21 protein-coding genes and 1 pseudogene are annotated in these 21,525 nt (G+C 38.5%); 8 read left to right on the forward strand and 14 right to left on the reverse strand.

All coding sequences use genetic code 11. The features are described 5' to 3' along the window. Positions 1–2: 2 nt before the first annotated feature. Complete coding sequence (locus JM64_RS03950) at positions 3–734, reverse strand: 2-phosphosulfolactate phosphatase (protein ID WP_197473456.1); 732 nt, start codon at positions 732–734, stop codon at positions 3–5. A 79-nt stretch (positions 735–813) separates the two neighbouring features. Further along, positions 814–3,438 carry an EAL domain-containing protein gene (locus tag JM64_RS03955; RefSeq protein ID WP_064011574.1) on the reverse strand — a complete coding sequence of 875 codons (2,625 nt, stop codon included), beginning with the start codon at positions 3,436–3,438 and terminating at the stop codon, positions 814–816. Positions 3,439–3,619: 181 nt separating this feature from the next. On the opposite strand from JM64_RS03955, the gene JM64_RS03960 reads away from it, so the two are divergent. The 3 genes from JM64_RS03960 to JM64_RS03970 are packed head-to-tail and all read left to right on the forward strand — an operon-like array spanning position 3,620 to position 5,917. Continuing rightward, on the forward strand, positions 3,620–4,741 hold the full coding sequence (locus JM64_RS03960) for an NAD(P)-dependent malic enzyme (RefSeq protein ID WP_064011575.1): 1,122 nt from the start codon (positions 3,620–3,622) through the stop codon (positions 4,739–4,741). A 32-nt stretch (positions 4,742–4,773) separates the two neighbouring features. Further along, complete coding sequence (locus JM64_RS03965; RefSeq protein WP_064011576.1) at positions 4,774–5,184, forward strand: hypothetical protein; 411 nt, start codon at positions 4,774–4,776, stop codon at positions 5,182–5,184. 46 nt (positions 5,185–5,230) lie between these two features. Continuing rightward, a complete protein-coding gene (locus JM64_RS03970) occupies positions 5,231–5,917 on the forward strand; it encodes a DUF554 domain-containing protein (RefSeq protein WP_064011577.1) in 687 nt (228 codons plus the stop codon). Between the two features lie 65 nt (positions 5,918–5,982). On the opposite strand, the gene JM64_RS03975 is transcribed toward JM64_RS03970, so the two are convergent. The 3 genes from JM64_RS03975 to JM64_RS03985 form a co-directional block, all read right to left on the reverse strand. Next, positions 5,983–6,339, reverse strand: a complete 357-nt coding sequence (locus tag JM64_RS03975; RefSeq protein WP_064011578.1) for a class II SORL domain-containing protein — start codon at positions 6,337–6,339, stop codon at positions 5,983–5,985. A 40-nt stretch (positions 6,340–6,379) separates the two neighbouring features. Beyond that, positions 6,380–6,883, reverse strand: coding sequence for a rubrerythrin family protein (locus tag JM64_RS03980; protein ID WP_064011579.1), 504 nt, complete (start codon positions 6,881–6,883; stop codon positions 6,380–6,382). A 91-nt stretch (positions 6,884–6,974) separates the two neighbouring features. Then, positions 6,975–7,409 (reverse strand): Fur family transcriptional regulator, encoded by a 435-nt coding sequence (locus tag JM64_RS03985; protein WP_064011580.1) that lies wholly within the window; start codon positions 7,407–7,409, stop codon positions 6,975–6,977. Between the two features lie 226 nt (positions 7,410–7,635). On the opposite strand from JM64_RS03985, the gene epsC reads away from it, so the two are divergent. From epsC to JM64_RS04010, 5 genes are all read left to right on the forward strand, one after another. After that, positions 7,636–8,313 (forward strand): serine O-acetyltransferase EpsC, encoded by a 678-nt coding sequence (gene epsC, locus JM64_RS03990; protein ID WP_231882468.1) that lies wholly within the window; start codon positions 7,636–7,638, stop codon positions 8,311–8,313. Between the two features lie 44 nt (positions 8,314–8,357). After that, on the forward strand, positions 8,358–9,224 hold the full coding sequence (locus tag JM64_RS03995) for a PLP-dependent cysteine synthase family protein (RefSeq protein WP_064012498.1): 867 nt from the start codon (positions 8,358–8,360) through the stop codon (positions 9,222–9,224). Positions 9,225–9,563: 339 nt separating this feature from the next. Further along, positions 9,564–9,830, forward strand: coding sequence for a stage V sporulation protein S (locus JM64_RS04000; protein ID WP_033191168.1), 267 nt, complete (start codon positions 9,564–9,566; stop codon positions 9,828–9,830). Between the two features lie 55 nt (positions 9,831–9,885). After that, entirely contained in the window at positions 9,886–10,137 is a 252-nt protein-coding gene (locus JM64_RS04005) for a hypothetical protein (RefSeq protein WP_082868283.1), read from the forward strand. Between the two features lie 65 nt (positions 10,138–10,202). Continuing rightward, entirely contained in the window at positions 10,203–11,123 is a 921-nt protein-coding gene (locus JM64_RS04010) for a DUF1385 domain-containing protein (RefSeq protein ID WP_064011583.1), read from the forward strand. Between the two features lie 231 nt (positions 11,124–11,354). On the opposite strand, the pseudogene JM64_RS10150 reads toward JM64_RS04010, so the two are convergent. From JM64_RS10150 to JM64_RS04050, 9 genes and pseudogenes are all read right to left on the reverse strand, one after another. Further along, positions 11,355–11,909 (reverse strand): annotated as a pseudogene (locus JM64_RS10150) (undecaprenyl/decaprenyl-phosphate alpha-N-acetylglucosaminyl 1-phosphate transferase); the annotation flags it as partial. A gap of 47 nt (positions 11,910–11,956) precedes the next feature. Further along, positions 11,957–12,886 (reverse strand): phospho-N-acetylmuramoyl-pentapeptide-transferase, encoded by a 930-nt coding sequence (gene mraY, locus JM64_RS04015; protein WP_064011584.1) that lies wholly within the window; start codon positions 12,884–12,886, stop codon positions 11,957–11,959. Positions 12,887–12,911: 25 nt separating this feature from the next. Beyond that, positions 12,912–14,180 carry a UDP-N-acetylmuramoyl-tripeptide--D-alanyl-D-alanine ligase gene (locus JM64_RS04020; protein WP_082868285.1) on the reverse strand — a complete coding sequence of 423 codons (1,269 nt, stop codon included), beginning with the start codon at positions 14,178–14,180 and terminating at the stop codon, positions 12,912–12,914. A gap of 33 nt (positions 14,181–14,213) precedes the next feature. Further along, complete coding sequence (locus JM64_RS04025; protein WP_064011585.1) at positions 14,214–15,713, reverse strand: UDP-N-acetylmuramoyl-L-alanyl-D-glutamate--2,6-diaminopimelate ligase; 1,500 nt, start codon at positions 15,711–15,713, stop codon at positions 14,214–14,216. A 175-nt stretch (positions 15,714–15,888) separates the two neighbouring features. After that, the gene (locus JM64_RS04030; RefSeq protein ID WP_082868400.1) at positions 15,889–17,307 is read right to left on the reverse strand and encodes a glycosyltransferase; all 1,419 of its coding nucleotides are present in this window, start codon (positions 17,305–17,307) and stop codon (positions 15,889–15,891) included. 19 nt (positions 17,308–17,326) lie between these two features. Next, positions 17,327–18,328 carry a carbohydrate kinase family protein gene (locus JM64_RS04035; RefSeq protein WP_197473457.1) on the reverse strand — a complete coding sequence of 334 codons (1,002 nt, stop codon included), beginning with the start codon at positions 18,326–18,328 and terminating at the stop codon, positions 17,327–17,329. Continuing rightward, positions 18,325–19,170 carry a carbohydrate ABC transporter permease gene (locus JM64_RS04040; protein WP_064011587.1) on the reverse strand — a complete coding sequence of 282 codons (846 nt, stop codon included), beginning with the start codon at positions 19,168–19,170 and terminating at the stop codon, positions 18,325–18,327. The genes JM64_RS04035 and JM64_RS04040 overlap by 4 nt, the downstream gene beginning before the upstream one ends. A gap of 26 nt (positions 19,171–19,196) precedes the next feature. Then, a complete protein-coding gene (locus tag JM64_RS04045; protein WP_064012501.1) occupies positions 19,197–20,045 on the reverse strand; it encodes a carbohydrate ABC transporter permease in 849 nt (282 codons plus the stop codon). A 131-nt stretch (positions 20,046–20,176) separates the two neighbouring features. Next, positions 20,177–21,427, reverse strand: coding sequence for an ABC transporter substrate-binding protein (locus JM64_RS04050; protein ID WP_064011588.1), 1,251 nt, complete (start codon positions 21,425–21,427; stop codon positions 20,177–20,179). Positions 21,428–21,525 lie beyond the last annotated feature (98 nt).

Below are 21,525 nucleotides of genomic sequence, written 5' to 3' on the forward strand. Positions count from 1 at the left end.
TATTATTCTACCTTAATTATTTTACAATCCATTAGTTCGGCTAAAATGGGCATGTAATCCACCTTTTGACACAATTCTAAATCTTTGTCAAAACCTAACTGAGAAAGTTTTTTCGCGTGTTCACCTGAGAAATCGGGTTTTTTAAGAGCATCCCATAGTTTCATCGCTATCTTAGAACTGTCAGACAGATAATGGACACGCTCCTTGATAAGTTTTGAGATAATCGCTCCTGCAACTTGTGTATCTTCGTAAGAAATCTCACCGTTGTTGCCTGCACATACAATAACAATGTTTGTTGAAGAATCATAACCGGCTAATTCACGTACAACAGTAGTTAAATTTAGAAAAGATGCTATTAAAACTCTCTCAGCTAAATTCGAGGCATGGATTATGGCGTTTGTTCCATTACTTGTGGTAAGAACAATGGTTTTGTCCCTAACAACTGCCTCAGTGTACTCTGTAGGTGAGTTTCCAAGTTGAAAGCCCTCTATTTTTTCCCCGCCACGCTCACCAGCAATTATATATTCTGGATGCCGATGTTTCAAATCCAGAGCTTGTTCAACGGTTGAAACCGGTATAATACTTTTTGCACCATTTGACAGTGCTGTAATTACAGTAGATGTTGCACGCAGTACATCAATAACAACGGAAACGTTGAATTGTTTCACAAATAACTCACGCTGCTCAATTATCCATTCTTGAGCTTCTCTGGGACTTAGGAATGTATATATCAAAAAAATCACCTCAGAGATAATTATACTCCTCTGAGGTGAGATTAAGTGAAAAATGTATTGTATCAATTAATCTAAAAAATTAACTTTTCGTAAACTTCGACCTTTCACGTAAAATCTTGGCAAAATCATCAACTGGTATTGGCTTTCCAAAGTAATATCCCTGGAATAGCCTGTAACCAATCATTGATAATATTTCCAGTTGTTTTTCATTCTCCACACCTTCTGGTATTGCATCCAAATTAAATGACCTCGCTATATTATAAATCGCTTCAAGTATCTTTATTGACCGCGAGTCTTCTGGCATTCGTGATACAAAAGACCTGTCTACTTTTATTTTCTTCAACGGTAAAAGCGTTAAGTAGGAAAGTGATGAGTACCCTGTTCCAAAATCATCTATACAAATCTGACAACCGAAATTCAACAGTTTTTCTATGTTGTCCTTAACTACCTGGTTCATTTCTATAAAAATGTTCTCTGTGAACTCAAGTACTATTTTTCTTGGATCAATCTCATGAGCAGAAATAATGTCAATAAAGCGGTCAGCCATATTTGGGTATCTCAGTTGCACAGGACTCACATTCACATCGACAAAACCTATAGAAGTATCGTTATCAACTATGAATTCGCACACTTGTCTGAGCACTTCTTCACCAACGGTTATTATCATCCCATTTTCCTCTATGACCCTTATAAAATCCAGTGGCGGAACCACGGAGCCATCTTTCTTTACCCAACGCAGTAAGGCTTCTGCTCCAACCACTTCTGAATATGAGTTACATATAGGCTGTAAGAAAATCTTTAATTCCCCGTTGTAGACAGCTTCTTTCAGTGCCCTTTCTCTGGCTGCTAATTCTTGCAGTTCGTTATCAATAAGAGCGCTGTAGAAAACCACTCCATCTCTCGATGTTTTCGCACGTGCAAGTGCCAAGTTGAGTTTTCTTAATACGTCCTCTGTAGTGTCCATTGAAGCGAAGATATGTATACCGGTTGAAAATCTTATGTCTAGAATTTCTCCATTGATGTTGTAGAACTTCCTAAGTTCCGATTCAATCTTCCCTACGATGCTTGACACTGTTTCTTTTGCTTGCCTGTAGTCTTTCCCCACTTTTTCAAGCAAAATCCAAAATTCATCCGCGTATGGCCTAGCTATGGTATCACCTTCGCGAAGTACACTCTTTAATCTCTTTGAAATTTCTCTTAGTAATTCATCACCGAAGCTATGTCCCCTGGTACTATTAAACAAAGAGAACTCTCTAATATCAATTGCAATAACAGCGTTGTAGTCATCTATAGAAGAAAACTCAATTGTGGAGCTCAGTTTTCTTATGAAGTACTGCCTTGTGTAAAGTCCTGTAAGTGGGTCTTTTTGTAGAATGTTCCTAACGACGTTCATTGCCTCCCTTTCTGCTGTTACGTCTGTATATATAGCATATATAAGTGCCTCTTCACCGGTATCTATTGTGGATACGTTAATTCTAACCTCAATTAATGAGCCATCTTTTCTTTTTCTGGTAGTTTCAACCTTTAATGTTTTTTGTTCAATAGCTAATTTCCGAAGTTTGTCTGGTTCATATTGCAAATCATTTGGAGCTATCAAGTCGTCTATGTTTTTTCCCAATACCTCTTCTTTCGTATACCCAAACATCGCTAAAAATTGCTTGTTGCACTCAATTACCACTCCTTCTTTATTAAGTATCACAGCCCCATCAGGAATATTCTCGAAAAGAGTTTTGAAAAGGGTTTGCACTTTTTCAATATCTTTTTTAGAAACCATTTCAGCTGTTACGTCTTTCACAACAACAAGTAACGCTCTGTTTTTATCATCTTCAATGGTGGAAATCTTCAGATATTTGTTTGCCTCAAAGAGTATTTCTCCACTTTTTTTAATTAAAGCTTGTATTTTTTCCTCCTTTCTCCCAATGATAGCCTTTCCATCTAAATCCAGGAGCTTAGCCGCTTTATCATTGATATCAAGAACACGTTCACTAAGTTCATCAACCACGATAAATCCGTCATCGGAGTGTTCATATGCATTGTAACGTGCCGAAAGTGATAGCTTCCTCCATACCAAATCTACAGCTATAAGATCCAAGAACATCGTTGTATGTGACAATATGAAAGAAAGAAGAGTATAGTTAAAATTCACAAGATATGCTAAAACCGAGCCAACCATTCCAAAAGCAAATGTAAAACCTGAAAGACGTTTCGTTCTTAAGTCAAGTTTCTTACTTCTGGCTATACAAATAAAGGCTAACGTAAACAAAACGATTGCAAAAATAAAATACGTCCAGGGAATGAACCCGCCATGTGGGCGCACTTTCTGTAAACCGTAAAGTTCAGTCTTCACTTCACCCGACCAAAATAACTTGTGGAATTTGTTGGTAAATGCTAAAATTAGGTAAAGCGTGGGTATAGAGTATGCAAGTAGAGTCATTCGCCTGGATTTTTGAATACCTGACAAATCCAAGCTGAAGAACAAGATAGTGACTGGAATGTAGAGTAAAAGTATGTCTTGAAGCTTTTCTAGAAGGATTATATTAGGCACTTCGTATTTGAAAGATTCAACAGCGCTGAAAAATAAAACATATAAAGCCATCTGAATGACAGCTTTTGAGAGATTGTAAACTCTTCTATCTAATACATATACAAAGTTAACAACGGACACCAGCAACCCAGACAACGCCAAAAGTTTGTTCAAAGCCAAGAGAATAAATATCACCTCTTTTGAAAATTGATGAGACACGTTTTGAAACCATTTCCAAAAATAATTATATCATATCTATTCGTGATTATTGCGAAACGAAACAGGAAAAACTACAAAAATTGAATAAAATTCAAATAATCTATTTCTGTTTTTTCGTAAAATTCCAGGAGGTGCATGATAAATGGGACCTTTAGATATTCACAAGCTTTTACAAGGAAAGTACAGGATAACCACACCATTGGAAGTTACTGAAGATAACTTAAAATATCTCTATACACCTGGAGTTGCGGAGGTTGCACTCGAATGTGCGAAAAACCCAGAAAATTGTTTTATATACGCCAGGCGGAAACATACAATAGCGGTCGTAAGTGATGGAAGTGCGGTCCTTGGTCTTGGCAACGTAGGTCCTTACGGTGCTTTACCAGTTATGGAAGGAAAAGCTATGCTTTTTAAGGAATTCGGAAATTTAGATGCGTTCCCAATATGTCTCGGTACTCAAAATGTGGAGGAAATAGTAAACATTGTAAAAGCTCTTGAACCTTCTTTTGGAGGAATAAATTTAGAAGATATATCTGCTCCAAGATGTTTTGAAATATTGAACCGTCTGGATAATGAAATGACTATTCCCGTGTTTCACGATGACCAACAAGGAACAGCCGTTGTTGTGGTAGCTGGATTGTTAAATGCTTTGAAATTGGCAGGTAAAAGAATATCTGATGTGAAAATTGTGGTAAATGGTATAGGTGCTGCTGGCTACAATATAGTAAAACTTCTTCTCGAATTTGGAGCAAAGAATATTTTTGCTTGTGATATCGACGGTTTGTTGAATGAGAAAACATCACTTCATAAATACCACCTGGAGATTGCAAGACTTACAAATCCAAGCAACATTTCCGCAACTCTTAGAGAATGTTTGAAGGAAGCTGATGTCTTCATCGGGGTTTCAAAGGGCAACATCTTAACAGGTGAAGATATTAAGCAAATGGCTGTGAAGCCTATAATATTTGCTCTTGCCAATCCAACACCTGAAATAGCACCTGAAGTCGCTTATGAAAACGGAGCATTTATAGTTGCGACAGGTCGGTCAGATTATCCAAACCAAGTAAATAACTTACTGGCATTCCCAGGAATCATGCGTGCAGCTGTGGAAAAGCAAAGAAAGATAACGCTTTTAACACTTATGAAAGCTGCTGAGATAATTTCAAAAACTATTGAACCTGAAAGAAATATGATTCTTCCTAAAGCAACAGATAGAAGATTGCATGAGAGTCTATATTACACATTACTTGAAAGTTTTGAATAGACATGAAAATCTAGATCGGAGGTGAATTCGATTTGACGCAAAAGAACCCATTCATCATAGCAATGATTGTTATTTTGGCTTTTTCCTCACTTGCACTCGGAGACACCAGTGTTTCTAAGGTTTTTGTATTCCTGAACACCGAAAATTTCATCGGGGTCGAGTTCAGAACGTGGAATGATTCCTATTCTTATTTTTTCGCCGATATAGGGGTTAGCTACTTATCAATTGGTTTTAGACTGTCTTCTAAGCATACACAAGGGTTGTATCTATCGCCAAGTATTTATTTACCTTACAATTCAAGTTTAAATCTATGTCTATCAGTAGGTTACAATTTCAGAATAGCTGGTATAAATAACATAATTTTTTCACTTGAAGCTGGTGGAAAAGAGTTACTTGATAAACCTAAAAGCTTTGTCAATTTTGCAATTTATCTGCCTTTCTAAGATGAATAAAGATGAATAACCTTTGAAAACTAGGGGGGATTTGAATATGGCGAATGTAACAGGTTTGATACCAGCAGTTGTAAATGCCTTTGCTGTTGTTCTTGGAAGTTCTATTGGTTTCTTCTTTAGGAAAGGCATATCGGAGAGGTACAAAAAAGTCTTGTTTATAGCTGTTGGTTTATCGACGATTGGAATAGGTTCAAAGATGATTCTAGGGGCAAATAATTTTCTAATAGTATTGTTTTCCATGGTTCTGGGTGGTGTGATTGGCGAATTTTTTAATATAGAAGGCAAGTTGAAAGCAATTGGAGATAGTATCAAAGAAGGCGATTTTTCAACCGGATTTGTGACTTCTTCTCTGTTGTTCCTTGTAGGACCTATGACAATTGTTGGTTCCATAACCGCAGGTCTCAAAGGTGATGGCAGTCTTATTTACACAAAGTCACTACTTGATTTCGTCTCGTCTATTGTTCTTTCGTCAACATATGGACTCGGAGTAATGCTCTCTGCTGTCAGTGTGTTGGTAATTCAAGGTGGAATAACACTCTTTGCAGGATTATTGACCTTTTTGACAAATCCGATATATCTGAATGACCTTGTCGCGGTCGGTGGCTTGATGGTCTTTGGGATAGGTCTGAGGATACTTGAAATAAAAGATACAAAGGTAGGAAATTACTTGCCGGCGCTTTTGGTTTCTCCGATGCTTACGTTTCTAACAACGCTGTTTAAATAATGAGATATAACGAACAGCAAAGCCCCCTGAGAGAGGGGGCTTTAGCTTAACTTGTTTGAGAGCTATTATTCTTCTACAACAACGTCTGCGAAACCTTCCCAAAGACCGTGTAGGTTACAGTAGGATAAGGCGATAAGCTTTGAAGTTTTCTCAAGTTTTATTTTGACTTTGACGATTGGTTCTTCGAGCGTTGGTGAGAATTCGTATCTTCCAATTCTTAATATGTAAGGTGCGCCTTCTGGCATTGCATAAAGTTCTATCCAAGCAATGTGGTGCTCAACTGTGTTTGGATGCGGAATCTCTTTTCCCACAGATACTTCAACTTCGAACCATTCACCTTTCTTGACCTTGTCTGGAGCACAGATTACTGGAACGTGCTTTTCACCTTTAAAATCTCCGGATTTTACAAAATCGCCTATCATTTTCTAACCCCCTTTCATGGATTGCTAAAGTGGTAAAGCTTTAAAATTCAACAAACGCTGACTTTGGAGCACCACATACTGGACACTTTTCTGGTGCTTCTTCTTCGGTTGTGTATCCACATACCGAACAAATGTAGATTTTTTCAGCTTCGTAGTCTTTTCCTGCGTTTACAAGCTCGAGCGCCTTCTTATACATTTCAGCGTGAATCTTTTCCGCTTCCAACGCATAATATGTGCTTATTTGTGCTTCTCTTTCTCCTTGCAATTTCGCCGTTTCGTTGTAAACAGGATACATTTCCTCTACTTCGAATGTTTCACCTGCAATACAGGACTGGATGTTGACAGGATTATCCCCCAACTTTTTGAGCGCCTTAAAGTGGTTCCTTGCATGGACAAATTCTGCATAAGCAATAGCTTTGAAAAGTTTTGCTAATTTCTTAAGTCCGGACTTTTCAGCTTCATCCGCGAAAATGAGATACTTCATGTGTGCCATAGATTCACCCGCAAAAGCATCTTCAAGGAACTTCTTCGTCATATCCCTCATGTTCACACCTCCCCTTGAGTGTTTTACAAAAGCTCATCTTTTCTTAAACCAAGAAAGATGAGCAAAATTTTTTAAGAGAAATCCTACACCCTCAACGACCCAAACAGTTTTTGCATACACCTACCAACGTAAGCTGTACATTTCGAACTTCATGCCCATCGACATTGGTAATACTTGGAAGTTCAACGTTAAGTTCAACATCGTATATCTTCTTACATTGAGTGCAGTAGAAATGATGATGATTCTCCTTTGCAAAATCGTATCTTATAGCATCGGGAGTAATAATCACCTTAACTAATCCAGCATCTGCCAGAGCTCTAAGGGTGTTGTACACAGTTGCCCTCGAAAGCACAGGTAGTCTTTGCTCTTTAACAAAATGCTCATAGATATCATCTGCCGAAGGATGTGAGTAAGTCTTACTAAGGTATTCCAAAATCTCCACTCTATGAACAGTAGGTTTTACACCTTTTTCTTTTAACAACTCGCGTATCACACTTCTCGGGTCTTTCACGTTACTTTTTACCATTTCGCCGCCTCCTTGAACTTTTGTATAACCTTTTACAATGTCCAAGTTTATTATACCATAAATTTATCAAAGATTTCAAGAGTGCCTTTTTGTTATTCTTTAGTGAACTTTTTAAGAATTTAAGAGTTTTACTTTTGTACTTGACAAATCTAGAATGTTATGATACCCTATACTTAGTCTGACCTAAGTGAATAAATTTGCATGAATGGAGAGTGATTGTGATGGGGTGCATCTTTTGGTAGATTTCAGAAAAATCAAAAAGCTCATAGCAGAGCTAATTAACGCGAGTAAGGCTATTAAGATTGACAAAGAATACTTAAGACGTTTAGACCCCTCTTTCGAAAGCTCCTACCAATATCTTTTCCACGCTGGTTTCAGGTCGTTAAGGCTTTACAGAATATCGCATGCGTTCTACGTGTCGGATTTCAAATTCTTAGCCTATCTAATATACCATATCAATCGAATATTGTACACTGTTGATATTCACCCAGCTGCCGTGCTGGAACCAGGGGTTGTAATAGATCATGGTGCGGGTCTTGTTATTGGTTCAACAGCGGTAGTCGGTAGTGGTACAGTACTGTATCACGGTGTTACTCTTGGTGCAAAATACATAACCAAAGGGAAGCGTCACCCAACTGTTGGGAGGAATGTGATTATCGGAGCTGGCGCAAAAGTACTTGGACCAGTATATATAGGTGATAACGCCAAGATAGGCGCGAACAGTGTTGTTATCTCTGATGTTTCAAAAGGAGCAACAGCTGTTGGAATTCCTGCACGTATTGTTTTTAAGAATAACACAGAAAGCCCGAAATCTCATCTATTTCATTCCACAATAGACAAAAACGATGGGGGTGATGAACTTTGTCACAAAAAGGAAAACAACCTAAAGAAGGTTCTGATGTGATGGACCAAGATTTCAACAATCAGCTACCGTCTCAATATGTCCGTATGTTTCGAAATATAATCGTCGGAAAGACTCCTCTTATTTATCTGGAGAAATACTCTATTTACGCTAAGGTTGAGCGAAACAACCTTACAGGTAGCGTTAAGGATAGACCTGTCTACTTTATGATTTTGAAAGCTTTAAAAGACGGATTAATAAATCCCAATACTATCATCGTCGAGCCGACAAGCGGTAACACGGGAATTGCGCTAGCATGGATAGGTGCGAAGCTGGGTCTAAAAACAATCCTTACAATGCCAGAAACCGTTTCTGTCGAACGACGTCAGATATTGACAAGTTTAGGTGCAGACGTAATCCTTACCGAAAACATGTCGAAGGCGGTAGAAAAAGCGCTTGAGATTGTTTCAACAAAATCCGCGTTCATGCCAAATCAATTTGAGAATCCTGAAAATGTAAATGCACATTTTGTGACAACCGGACCAGAGTTGTTGAGCCAAATGGATTATCAGTTGGATGCCTTTGTCGCAGGTATCGGAACTGGAGGAACAATAACCGGGGTTGGGAAGTTTCTAAAAAACTTTTGTTCAGAAATCAAAATAATAGGTGCAGAACCTTTACAATCACCTGTTATAACTGGAGGAATACCAGGTAAACACAGAATCCAAGGCATCGGTGCTGGATTCGTACCCAAAATCTTGGATTTACAGGTGGTAGATGAAGTTATTCAAGTAGATGACGAAGAAGCTATAAGATGGACTTCTAAGCTTTGGAAGGAAGGGATATTCGTAGGAATATCGTCCGCTGCTAACCTAATCGCAAGTATATTAGTTAAAGAAAAGTATGGCTTACAGCGTGTTGCAACCGTTTTTCCAGACGATGGCTCGAAGTATATTTCGGTTCTCTCTAGGTAGAAAGTAATAAAAAAAATAAACGTGTGCACGCCTGTGGCGTGCACACATAACGTATAGAGACAGCTCCCACCTATCCCCAGTACCCCCATTACTGCACATAGTATACCACTTCTTAGGAAGTAATGTCAAATTTCGGGAAAGTTTTTTCAAAAAAAGTTCGCTTGTCCGCATAAATAAATACTTTGGACAACTTTTGGTATCTGTCTACGAAGGTGTATATCAAAGATTGGACTTGTGCAAAAAGAATTTGCTTTTTTAATAATTTTGTGGTAAAATATAACCAAACTTAGTAACATATAAGCCGATTCTAATCTCTGCAGAATAAGGAGGATAGGCATTATGGAGATTTTGAAGGTCAGCTCAAAGTCAAGTCCAAACAAAGTTGCGGGTGCTATTGTGGGTTCTCTCAAGAAGAACGAAAAGGTGGAAATTCAAGCTATTGGTGCTGGTGCAGTTAACCAAGCATCAAAATCTTTGGCCGTTGCTAGGAGGTTTTTGGAACAAGAAGGATTAGACCTCTACGTTGTCCCAGCGTTCATCGAAATTCAAATTGGTAATGAAACAAGAACCGGCATATCTTTCAAAGTTTACCTTCAAAAGAAGTGAGTTTAAGAAAAGAGTTTATGAAACTGAAAGAATTTGATGGAAGATGGAGGAGCGTTTGGAAGAACTGAAAGCTATTGCAAGAGCTTGCATTACAGACGAAAGGATTTATGAGATAGTCTATTCAATATCGCAAATGTCGCAGGAAGATTTGCAACAATTTCGAAGCAAAGTAGTTAGTTATTTTATGACAAAAAACTCACCAGAAGATATGGAAGCTTACAAGTTCTACAAAATCATATTAGAAGACCAAAATGCAAGGAAGGTTATGGAATTTTACCAAGAAATTAAAAAGGAAAGTGAACGATAGTTTTAATTAGGTGCCGTTGTGGCACCTTTTTTAAATGTAAAGCAAACTAGAAAGAGGTGAAGATTTTGAAAGTCGGTGGTCAAGCGGTAATTGACGGTGTTTTAATGATGGGGAAAAAGATAGTTGTAGCTGTTAGAAAGCAGTCAGGAGAGATAGAGGTTCGTGAACTTGGAATTCCAGGTGTCAGTCAAAAATGGATGAGGATACCATTTATACGTGGGTTTATAAGCCTGTACTACTCTCTTTACTTTGGGATGAAAGCATTGAATCTCAGTGCCGAAATCTCCACAGATGAAAAGATGAAGAAAAGCGAATCTTTCTTCTCGATTCTTATTGCTGTTGTTTTGGCTGTAGGCTTGTTTATTGTCTTTCCTGCTTATTTAACAAAATGGTTAGGGTTTAAAGATAACGAATTTCTCTTTTCTTTGGTGGATGGTTTAATAAGGTTGGGTCTTTTCCTATCGTATGTGTTTTTCATATCACTCTTTGAGGATGTTAAAAGCGTATTCAGATACCATGGTGCTGAGCATAAGGCAGTTCATACATACGAACACAACGAGGAATTGACCGTCGAAAACGCAAGAAAATACTCAACGATACATCCAAGATGTGGAACGAATTTTGTTATGATTTTCTTAATAATTGCTATTTTAGTGCACAGTTTATACGGTCTTCTCGGAGTTACAATGTTAGGACGCATCATTTTCAGAATCTTCGCAATACCGGTAGTTGCAGGAATTTCTTACGAGTTGTTGAGACTTTTTGACAAATATCCAAAAATCCGATTTTTGGCACTTCCTGGTATGATACTACAAAAACTTACTACCGCTGAACCAGATGATTCACAATTAGAAGTTGCTCTTGTCTCTCTCCGGCACGCCATTGGAGCCGTTGATACTGCTGTTGTTTTTGATAATAATGAGCTGAAAGAAAAAAATCAACAAACTGAGACCGATATATACGAACAACCCGAATTCCTTGGTTGATAACAAAACAAAACCTATGACCAATGAGTACGCAAGAATCAAAAAGAACGTATTGCCAAAGACTTTGGTTCCTAGGTGATGCAAGTGAAATCTGTCTGGTTTAAATGGATTCTTTTTCAAAAGTAGCCTCCTCAGAAATGAGGAGGCTACTTCATACATAGGATAGCCAAAAAATACCAGAGCCTTGGTAAGTTCCCTGGGGACTTGTTCATCAGAGATGAGTAAATAAGCAATTAAAAATGCACCGGAATCACCCATGAACAATTTGTTGAACACGTTAAAGAGAAACAAAACAAAGAGCACCGGCAAGTACACATAATTCTGCGTGAATGTAAAGTAAATTATTGCCAGTCCTACAAGAAGTCCGTTAATTCCATCCACAAGGTTGAAGGCATTCAGTAGTGTTATGAAAAAAATAAGTGTCAAAACCACGTCGAGCTTCATATTGTTTGTAAATACAAAATTGTATGAGTTGATAAAAAACAAACCCGCGAAGAATTGCAAAAGTAACTTCGTGTAATAACGCAGTTCTACCAAATCATCAATCAGACCTATAATGAATACAATATAAAGCGGCAGTTCTTTTTTTATATCTGTGAACTGCTGGTTAGATTTTAAGTACAATGTGTAAATAAAGAGAACTACACCACCAACGAGAGGAACTGGTTCTCTATGCTCTTTCCTCTCCGATGGATGGTCAAGAAGTATACCAAATTTCTTGCAACATGCGACCAAGAATGAAGAGAGCAAAACACTAAAAATAATTCCCAACGCGTAGTGATTCATATAATGCAAGTGATAAAAACCCCCGTTGTTAAAGGATTTTGATAATTCTACAACCTTAAAAGGAAAGAGAGATAAGTGATTGCAATTGCAAGGTTCCAAGCACTGAAGACACCAACTATCTTTTCTTCTGTCCAGCCGAGCAGTTCAAAGTGGTGATGTATAGGTGCCATTTTAAAAATTCTTTTCCCCCTAAGCTTGAACGAACCAACCTGGAGTATCACGCTTATTGTTTCCAACAAGAATATGGTCGTAAAGAAAATAAGGGGAAGTTCATTGCTTGTCATCAATGCATACGTCGAGATATAAGCTCCCAGCGCTAATGAACCTGTGTCACCCATGAAGACTTTTGCAGGTCTTGTGTTATACACAAGAAACGCAAGCAAGGGCATTACGAGAACTAATATTGAAATCAATTGATTATAATCGTTTGCCAAAAGTAAAAACGGCAATGCACTTGTGACAAATACCCATCCGGCAAGTCCGTCAAGCCCATCTGTAAGATTAGTCGCATTGGAATACCCTGAAATTAAAAACATTGTAAATATGTAAAAAAACCACTTTGGAACAGGAAAACCAAATACAGTGCTTTCACGATATTGGAGGACAGTGTAGGCTACCCATATCGAAAACAGCATCTGTAATGCCAACTTTTGCCAAGCTTTAAGTCCCAAAGAGCGCTTCTTCGCTATGCTAACGAAGTCATCCAAAAATCCGATAAAACCATAGAAAAGAATTGTCAGCAGGAGTTCTTTTTTCACCCCAAGAACGATTCCAGCTATAAGCGCAATTGCTAAAAAGACTATACCTCCTGCCGTTGGGGTGCCTTCTTTATAATTGTGCAAATCAGGGCCCTCTTGTCTTATGTACTGCCCTAATTTTAGTTTTTTCATATAGTTAATGTACTTTGGAAACACCAACAAGCCTATCAGGAATTCTGCCATTAGAACAGTTGCAAAGAAAATATTCGAGGTTTGCATTATTCAGACCTCCTTGGAGTTTTATTCAAGCGTTTGTGTCCTCTAAAAGCTTGTCAACAATTTTATCTAACTCAACTGCTCGAGATGCCTTAAAATAAAGGGTTCCGGAAAATTCAGGTGCCAAGATCTTATCCTTTATGAATTTCACAATTTCATCCTCTTTTTCGCTTCTGAACAAAAGATTGGCTGGAGTTATATCTTTGGATTCCGATTCTTTATCATATACTACGACTCCATCAATTTCCTCAAGCAGTTTTGAAAGCAATTGATGGTAATATGTGGAATACTCTCCAAGCTCTTTCATTGCCCCAACAACTGCATAAACTGGTCTTGGAAAATGTTCTTTGATTTCTTCTATCCCATGTTTAAAAGACTCATAGCTCGCGTTGTATGTATCGTCAATTATGAAAGCTTTTCCCAACCTATGGATGTTAAACCGTCCTTTAAGAGGTTTGAAAGTCAAAAGTTTTATAGGATTGAATAAAATGTCCAACATATCAGTAACAGCGAATGCTACAAGAACAGATATGGCCATCGCTTTTGGCCAAAAACCTGGCAAAGCGTAATAAAATTCACCTTCACTTGTTTCGAATGTTAGTAATGTGTTTTTTCCGTCAAATCTTCTTTCTTTCAAAACGTAGGTTCCACCTTTTGTACCAAAGTATTTGCATTTTTCACATCTCATTCGCTCATCATCGAAATTAACCAAAGCTTCTTTTGAATTCTCAACAATTTGCCATTTGCCTTTGAATATACTGTCGACATTACCAGCTACACCTACATGTGCACTTCCTACATTGAGAAGAACACCTATATCAGGTGGGAAGAGCTTGCAAAGGTATTCAATGTCTCCAACATTTCTTTGAGCCATCTCCAAGACAATGACAGGTTCGCCGCGATAGGAGTTGATAATTGAAAGAGGAAGTCCTATTTCCGAATTAAGATTGCCTTCGTTTTTAAATGTGGGAATTTCCGCACTGAGCACGTTTGCAACAATCTCTTTTGTTGTCGTCTTACCATTAGAACCTGTTATACCAACAATCTTCGGACCGAATTTTTCCAGTATCTTACTAGCGAACATTCCAAGAAATTCAACTGTGTTTGGAACAACTACCTGATTTGGTAGTGACACATCTTTTTCAACAATAACAGCAAATGCTCCTGATTGAACTGCTTGGTTTGCAAAGTCATGTCCATCTACTCGGTTACCCTTTATCGCAACAAACACATCGCCAGGTTTTACTTCTCTGGAATCTGTAACGAAACGATGACCAACCAAGTCTCTCAGTTCCATTTCGTTCACTCACACTCCAATTATCATTTATTATCATTTATCCACATCTCTTGAGTGATTTTTGTTAATTTTCGAAAGAATTATATCCAACGCGACATCTCTATCTTTAAAAGGTATCTTTAACGTTTCTGTGAATATCTGGTATGGTTCGTGTCCCCTTCCCGTAATAAGTACAACGTCTCCTCTTGTTGCAAGTGTTATTGCTGTATCTATAGCCTCGCGTCTATCAAGCACGGTAAGCGAAAGAGAATTAGGTTGGACACCTTTTTCAACTTCTTTTATAATTTCCTCCGGATCTTCTCCACGAGGGTCATCTGTTGTAAGTATCGCTATATCCGCAAGTTTTGTTACCACTTCTGCCATCATCGGTCTTTTGCCTTTATCTGCTTGTCCACCAGCTCCATAGACAACTATAACTCTTCCTTTTGCGAGTTTTCTTGCAGCGAGTATAACCTTTTCTAAGGCGTCAGGTGAGTGGGCAAAATCTACTATTACTTCAATTCCAAGTTTTCTTGCTTCCGGAATTGGTTCAAACCTGCCATCAACACCTCTAAACGTGCTTACGTAACTGATGATTTCGTCAGGTTCATATCCGAGCTCGAATAACCCAGCAATAACCAAGGTAACATTAAAAGCATTGTAATCGCCTATCATCTGTGTGTAGACTTTCTTTGTACCGTAAGGTGAAGTGAGTGTAAAGGTTGTCCCATTCCAAGTGGTTGATATATCTGAAATCCTATAAATTGCGTTTTCACTCGTTCCAAATGTGACAAGCTTCGGCACCTTTTTGCTTGAGACAAGCGATGCGTAATCTTCGTGAACAACCGCTATTCCATCTTTTTTAAGCAAATCAAACAAGTGGAGCTTTGAATTCACGTAATGTTCAAAAGTCGGGTGATAATCAAGGTGGTCTCTTGTTATGTTTGTAAGACCAGCTATGTCAAATCTGATGGTTTCCACTCGCGCTTGATCTAACGAATGGGAAGAAACTTCCATTGAATAATAACTTCCACCACTCTTTACCGTTTTTGCCATGTTTTCCATTATCGTTAGCGCATCAGGGGTGGTGTTATGTATGTAGAATTTGTCCCCCATTATGTCGTTCATGACTGTTCCAGATAAACTTCCTGTGAGCCCCAGTTGCTGCATTATATGGTGGAATAAATGCGCACATGTAGTTTTTCCGTTCGTACCAGTTACTCCGAAAGTTATTAGCTTTTTGTAAGGATGTTCGTAAAACTCGGCTGCAAGGTAAGCTTCTGCAAGTCTGCTGTCATAAACCTGGACATAAGGAAGGTTGTTGTTGATTTCTCTTTCCGTGACAAAGGCGACTACTCCACTTTCTTTGTAAAGTGTGTCAACAATGGTATGTGAATCGAACTTTGTTCCTTTCCTGCAGATGAATAGAGAACCTGGAACAACCTTTTTTGAATTGTTGAAGACGCCAGTTACATCCTTGTCTTTTAATTCTTCTGGTATGTTGTCAAAAACAACAAACCTTTGAATGGATTCCAAAAGATGTCTTAATTTCAAAGTAATCCACCCCTTTTTCTTAACGCAAGATTGGGTCATCGGTTAAATTATACCACCCATACACAATTATTCAACTGAGAAGAAAAGGATATTTGCTCAATACGTTAATTAAAAAGAAAAAAGTCCCTCGGTCTATCTTGAGGGACTTATCAATTTTAAAAAATCAGACATTTTTTCAGAGTGTATTAATTAGGTCATAGAATTTTTTAAGCTTTTGCTCGTCTACAATAACTATGCTATCCTTATTATCTAAGACATGTTTTATATTATCCAAATATGCTAGCGCCGTGTTTTCCCAACTGAATCTTTTTGCAAGTTCTATAGACTTTTTGGAATCAAACTTTTCTATAGCAAACAGTAGTTTTGTTGCAATGTCATTGATATTACTTGGATCTATCAGAAGCCCTTCTCCGTGTGCAAATATTTCCGCTGGTCCGCCGTTTTTTGTCACAACGATTTTCAAACCACAAGCAGCAGCTTCAACAACAGCTAGCCCAAAAGGTTCATAGAGGGCTGGGAGTGCAAACACTGACCCTCTTGCAGCCGCAATACGATACAAGCTTGCCAAATGTCTTTGGTCGGACACATTTGCGAAAAATATGCTCTTTCCTATTTCATCAACAGAACTTTCGACTATTTCTTTAAGAATTATTGCTTCCTCTGTTTTTTCAGTGTTTACATATTCCAGGACGTTGTTAATGCCACGTACAACGATAAGTAAGTTCGCTTTATCTTTGAGATGTTCATTCTGCAAGAAAGCTTTCACTACGGCAATGTGGTTTTTCTTTCTATCGATTCTACTGGACATTATTATGAACGGCAATCTGTGCCTTTTTATAGGTGTTTTTGAGAGTAGTTGCTTGATATACTCTTCCATCTCTTTGTCTTCTGGTTTGGGTTCTTGATTAAAGATTTTGTGATTGATTCCTGGAGGAATAACTTTGAACTTATTGTCGTAAGGGTTTATATCGTAGAGTTTGTGAGAATACTGTTCATATCTTTCCTGATTCGTGCTGCAAACTATGAACGAAGCATAATGCATTGAGAGATTCTCAGCTGTAATACGCACTGTAAACTTGTATTTTCTTTCAGCATCTTCACGTGACATTCCCGATTCTAAGACCTTTTCCATTTTCCATGCACCAAGAGAGTGTGCCGTGAACGAAAATGGTATTCCTGTTTTTTTAAGAAACATTACCCCTGAAATACCACCATCAGCATAATGAGTAGTCACAAAATCAGGAAATCTTCCTTCTGATTTGTATAACTCGTAAATTTTGTCAACATAATCGGGCAAATATTTCCATAAATCTTCCTTGCACAAAAATTTATCTCCACCGAACGGTATTCGAACTATCCTAACTTTAGGAGCGTCTGGATAATAATCGAAAGGTTCTGCAAATTCGGGCCAGTTTTCGTCGATAATTTGCCTCGTAATAATATCAACTTCTATGCCAAGTTCTCCCATGGCTTTTGCAAGCTCTTTTACATAAACTAACTGTCCCCCGAAGTCGGGATGCTCTGTTAAGTGACTGTCATGTTTGTCAAAATTCCCTTGTGGATTAAAGAAAGCTACTTTTTTTATTTCAACCATATTGCCCAAGGTCTCACCTCTATCGTTTTAAATTTTCAAATTCTGTCTTCAGTTTGGTTATATCAACCTCCGCACCAACAAAACCGACAATGTAACCAGCAACCATGGAACCTATGTTACAAGCTTGTAGAAAATCATAACCATTAATTAGTCCATAGTAAATACCAGCCCAAAATCCATCACCGGCACCTGTTGCGTCAACTACTTTTCTTGCAGAAGCTGGGATATGGACCAAAATTTCTCCATCAAAAGCAAATGCTCCATCTTTCCCTGCTGTGAGCACAACGTACTTCACACCATGTTCGTGAAACTTTCTTACATAATATTTGACCAATTCAATGTCTATTTCGTTTGAAAAAAATAATCCTTTACTTCGCTTTTCACAGTTGGAAATCAGATTGTGGGGCATTCCAAATAAAGCAACTGCATCATCAATGGAAGGTTTTGAATATGTTGTGCACTTTAATAATTCGAAAACCCTTGAAAGATTTATCTTCTTGCAACTGAATAATTTATTCCGGCAATTTGGGTCAAATGATATCTGAATTCCCTTTTCTAATGCTTTGCGAACTATTCTCATTGTTGTATCATACAGTTCTTCGTGTGTTAGCATCCAGCAGCTCAGGTGTACAATGCTAACACCATCTAAGATGTTCTCAATCTCGTGCTCCTCTAACTTGAGATACCTATCCGCGCCCCGAATCACGAAAAAATCAGGACTATCGGGAGTTTTCTGAACGAACACAAGTGTTGTCCCATGGTCTTTGTCTATCTGAACCGATGAAATGTCCACTCCTGCTTGCTCCAACTTTTTCAAAATTCTACTACCAATAAGGTCGTCTCCCACACGCGAAACAATCTTGGTTGGAACTCCAAGTTGAGAGGCAAACCGTGCTATATTGCCTGGAGAACCCCCTGTTTTCATAACAAAATCTTCAGCAACATGAAAATCTTGCCAAGTTATAAGATCTGCAAGAAGTTCTCCGACAAATAGTATCATGGCTGTTTTTGACCTACTCATCCTTTTACTGCACCTGCGCTCAAACCAGATATAATTCTATTTTGGAACAGTAAAACCAAGACTACTAATGGGGCAGTTACAATAACAGCAGCAGCCATTAATTGACCCCATGGCTGTTCGTACTGGGTTCTACCGGCAAACATAGCTATAGCAACAGGAACGGTGTAGTACTCGGGTTTTTGCATGAACGTAAATGCAAAAAGGAACTCGTTCCATGCTGTTATGAACGTTAAAAGTCCCGTTGCAACAAGACCTGGTGCAGACATGGGAAAAACTATTTGGAAAAGAGTTCTCAAACGAGAGCAACCATCAATTGCCGCAGCCTCTTCTATCTCTTTTGGAAGGTCCCTGAAAAAGTTTTGCAGTATCCAAGTAGTCAGTGGCAATGTAATAGCCACATATGGCAGAATCAAACCTTGGTAAGTGTTTATCATTCCAAGTTTTCTGAGGATGACGAAGAGGGAACCTAAGATAGAAATCTGTGGAAACATACTAACAGAAAGGATAAGAGCCATTACAAATGCTTTCCCTTTCATTTGTAAGCGTGCTATCGCATATCCCGCAAAGGAACCGAAAATAAGTGTGGTTAATGTTGTTATACCGGAAACAACTATGCTATTCCAGATGTTTACGTGGAATGGTCTTTCCGCAAAAACTTTTACATAATTCGAAAATGTCGGATTTTTAGGTATTAAAGTTGGATTTGGATCAAAAAGTTCTATATTGGGTTTCAAAGATGATACTACCGCCCAGTAGAATGGAAAAATACACCATATTAAAACAAATACAACTGCCAAGGTCAATGTTACCTTGAAAATCAATTTTTTAGTTTTTGTGGACACGGTTATCACCTCTTATATTTTGGTCTCTAATCCAGTTTTAACTTCAAGCTCTTTATATAGATTATTGCAAATATTGAGATTAACAAGAATATAATCACAGAAAGCGCTGAACCGTAGCCAAACCATGCACCAGTAAAAGCCCTATCCATCAGCAACACGCGGTTATAAACAGCCAAAGTTTCCGTGCCTACACTACCTCGAGTCATTATAAATACGACATCAAAAACCCTTAAAGCATCAAGCGTTCTAAATATTAAAGCTACAGCTATCGTTGAACTCAACATAGGAAGAGTAATTTTTGTGAACCTCTGTAACAAATTAGCTCCGTCTATTCTTGCAGCTTCATACAACTCCTCAGGAATTAATTGTAAGCCTGCAAGTATGAGCAAAGCCATAAAAGGTGTTGTTTTCCATACATCTACTGCGATAATCGCCCAAAGCGCGGTGTTTGGTGAGCCAAGGATAGGAAAACCAGGCTCTATTATATTTAGCTTTTCTAAAAATTTTGTCATTATTCCCCCTTGATCATTGAACATCCATTTCCACATCTGCGACGATATTGCCGTTGGTATTGCCCAAGGGATGAGCATGGCCGCTCTAACAACTCCTCTGAATTTGAAAGGCTGATTCACAATGACAGCTATCAAAAGGCCAAACACGGTTTCAAGAGCTACAGAAACAACGGTGAAGATTACCGTTGTTTTTAAAGCAGCAAGAAAACGTTCGTCATGGAATAAATCTATGTAATTCTTAAGCCCGACAAACTTTTTCTCTATATCCGGTCTCAATCCAAATTCAAAGAAGCTATCGTAGAATGTTTTGAATAGAGGGAAGAAAGCAATAACAGAAATTACTAAAACTGCCGGTAAAACCATCCCCCATGCTACAACAGTCTCTTTTGTTTTTGCCTTCAAATGGTCCACCTCCACGTTCTTGAAAAACCGGGGGCTAACCCCCGGTTGTATTTTTCATCGTTTTGGTTACTCGCATTGGTTCTCGATTTACTTCATTTTCCAAGGACTTTGTTCAGTTCTTTTGCCATATCTTCAATTGCTTTTTGTGGAGTTGTTTGTTTTGTCAAAGCAGCGTGTACGTATTTCTGAATAACGTCGGATATTTCACTGTATTTCGCTGTCCTTGGTCTTGGAACAGCGTTGATGAACATTCCATACAATTCAACCATAAATGGAGCTGCCTTTTTGAGTGCTGGGTCTTTGTAAACATCCATCATCGTTGGGTTCTGTCCCGCATTGACTGCTTTGTAGAGTTGTTGCTCATAGCTTGTTAAGAACTTGATGAGCTTCTTAGCGGCTTCTTTCTCTTCAGGGGTAGCATTCTTGTTGATACCAAGCATCCAACCACCAAGTGTTGCAGCGGATTTGCCACCAGGACCTGCTGGAAGTGGCGCAACTCCAACTTTCCCAGCTACTTTAGATTCCTTTGGATCATTCAAGAGAGACCATGCGTATGGCCAATTTCTCATGAACACTGCTTGACCATTCTGGAAAGCTCTTCTTGCTTCTTCTTCCATGTATGTTGTAACAGCTTGCGGAGAAACCTTGTGGGTGTAAATGAGGTCAACCATAAACTGAAGGGCTTTCACAGCAGCAGGACTGTTTATGATAACATTACCTTGCTCATCAAGGACATCTCCACCAAATGAGACGAGGTATTCCATGAAGTCACAAACTAAACCTTCATACCTTGCGCCTTGCCACACAAAACCAACCATGTTCTTTTCCTTCGCTGTTATTGTCTTTGCCATCTGCACAAGTTCATCCCATGTCTTTGGAGGGTTCTTGAATCCATATTTCTCAAGTAAGTCTTTTCTGTAATACAACAAGCCTGCATCGGTGAACCATGGAATCGCTACAATTCTTCCATTCACTGTTGCAGCTTTAACTGTACCAGGAAGAAATTTGTTCAGTTCGAAGTAATCTTTATCAGCTGTTAAATCTTCAAGATACGGTGCAAATTCTGCAGGCCAAATGACATCAAGCATTAAAACGGTGGGTTCTTTTTCTCCAGAAGCCAAGTAGGTAACATAAAGGTCGTGCCTTTCAGTTGATGAGTTCGGCATAGGCATGACGGAAACCTTGATGTTCGGGTTCTGTTTCATGAAAACGTCAAGCTGGGCATAGAGAACTTCAAGTTCTTTACCAACTGCACCCGCCGTCATCGTTATCGTAACTCGAGAACCGGAAAACGCTACCACCGCAAGTGTCAACAACAAAACCGCCAATAAGAACTTTCTCATACTTACACCTCCTATTAAATAGTGTGGGCATTTTCGAATTTCAAATGTAGTATAGCATAAGATACCTAAAATAAAGAAATGTAGAAATAGTAAGAAAT

The organism is Fervidobacterium pennivorans, from assembly GCF_001644665.1.
Classification (GTDB): domain Bacteria; phylum Thermotogota; class Thermotogae; order Thermotogales; family Fervidobacteriaceae; genus Fervidobacterium; species Fervidobacterium ngatamarikiense.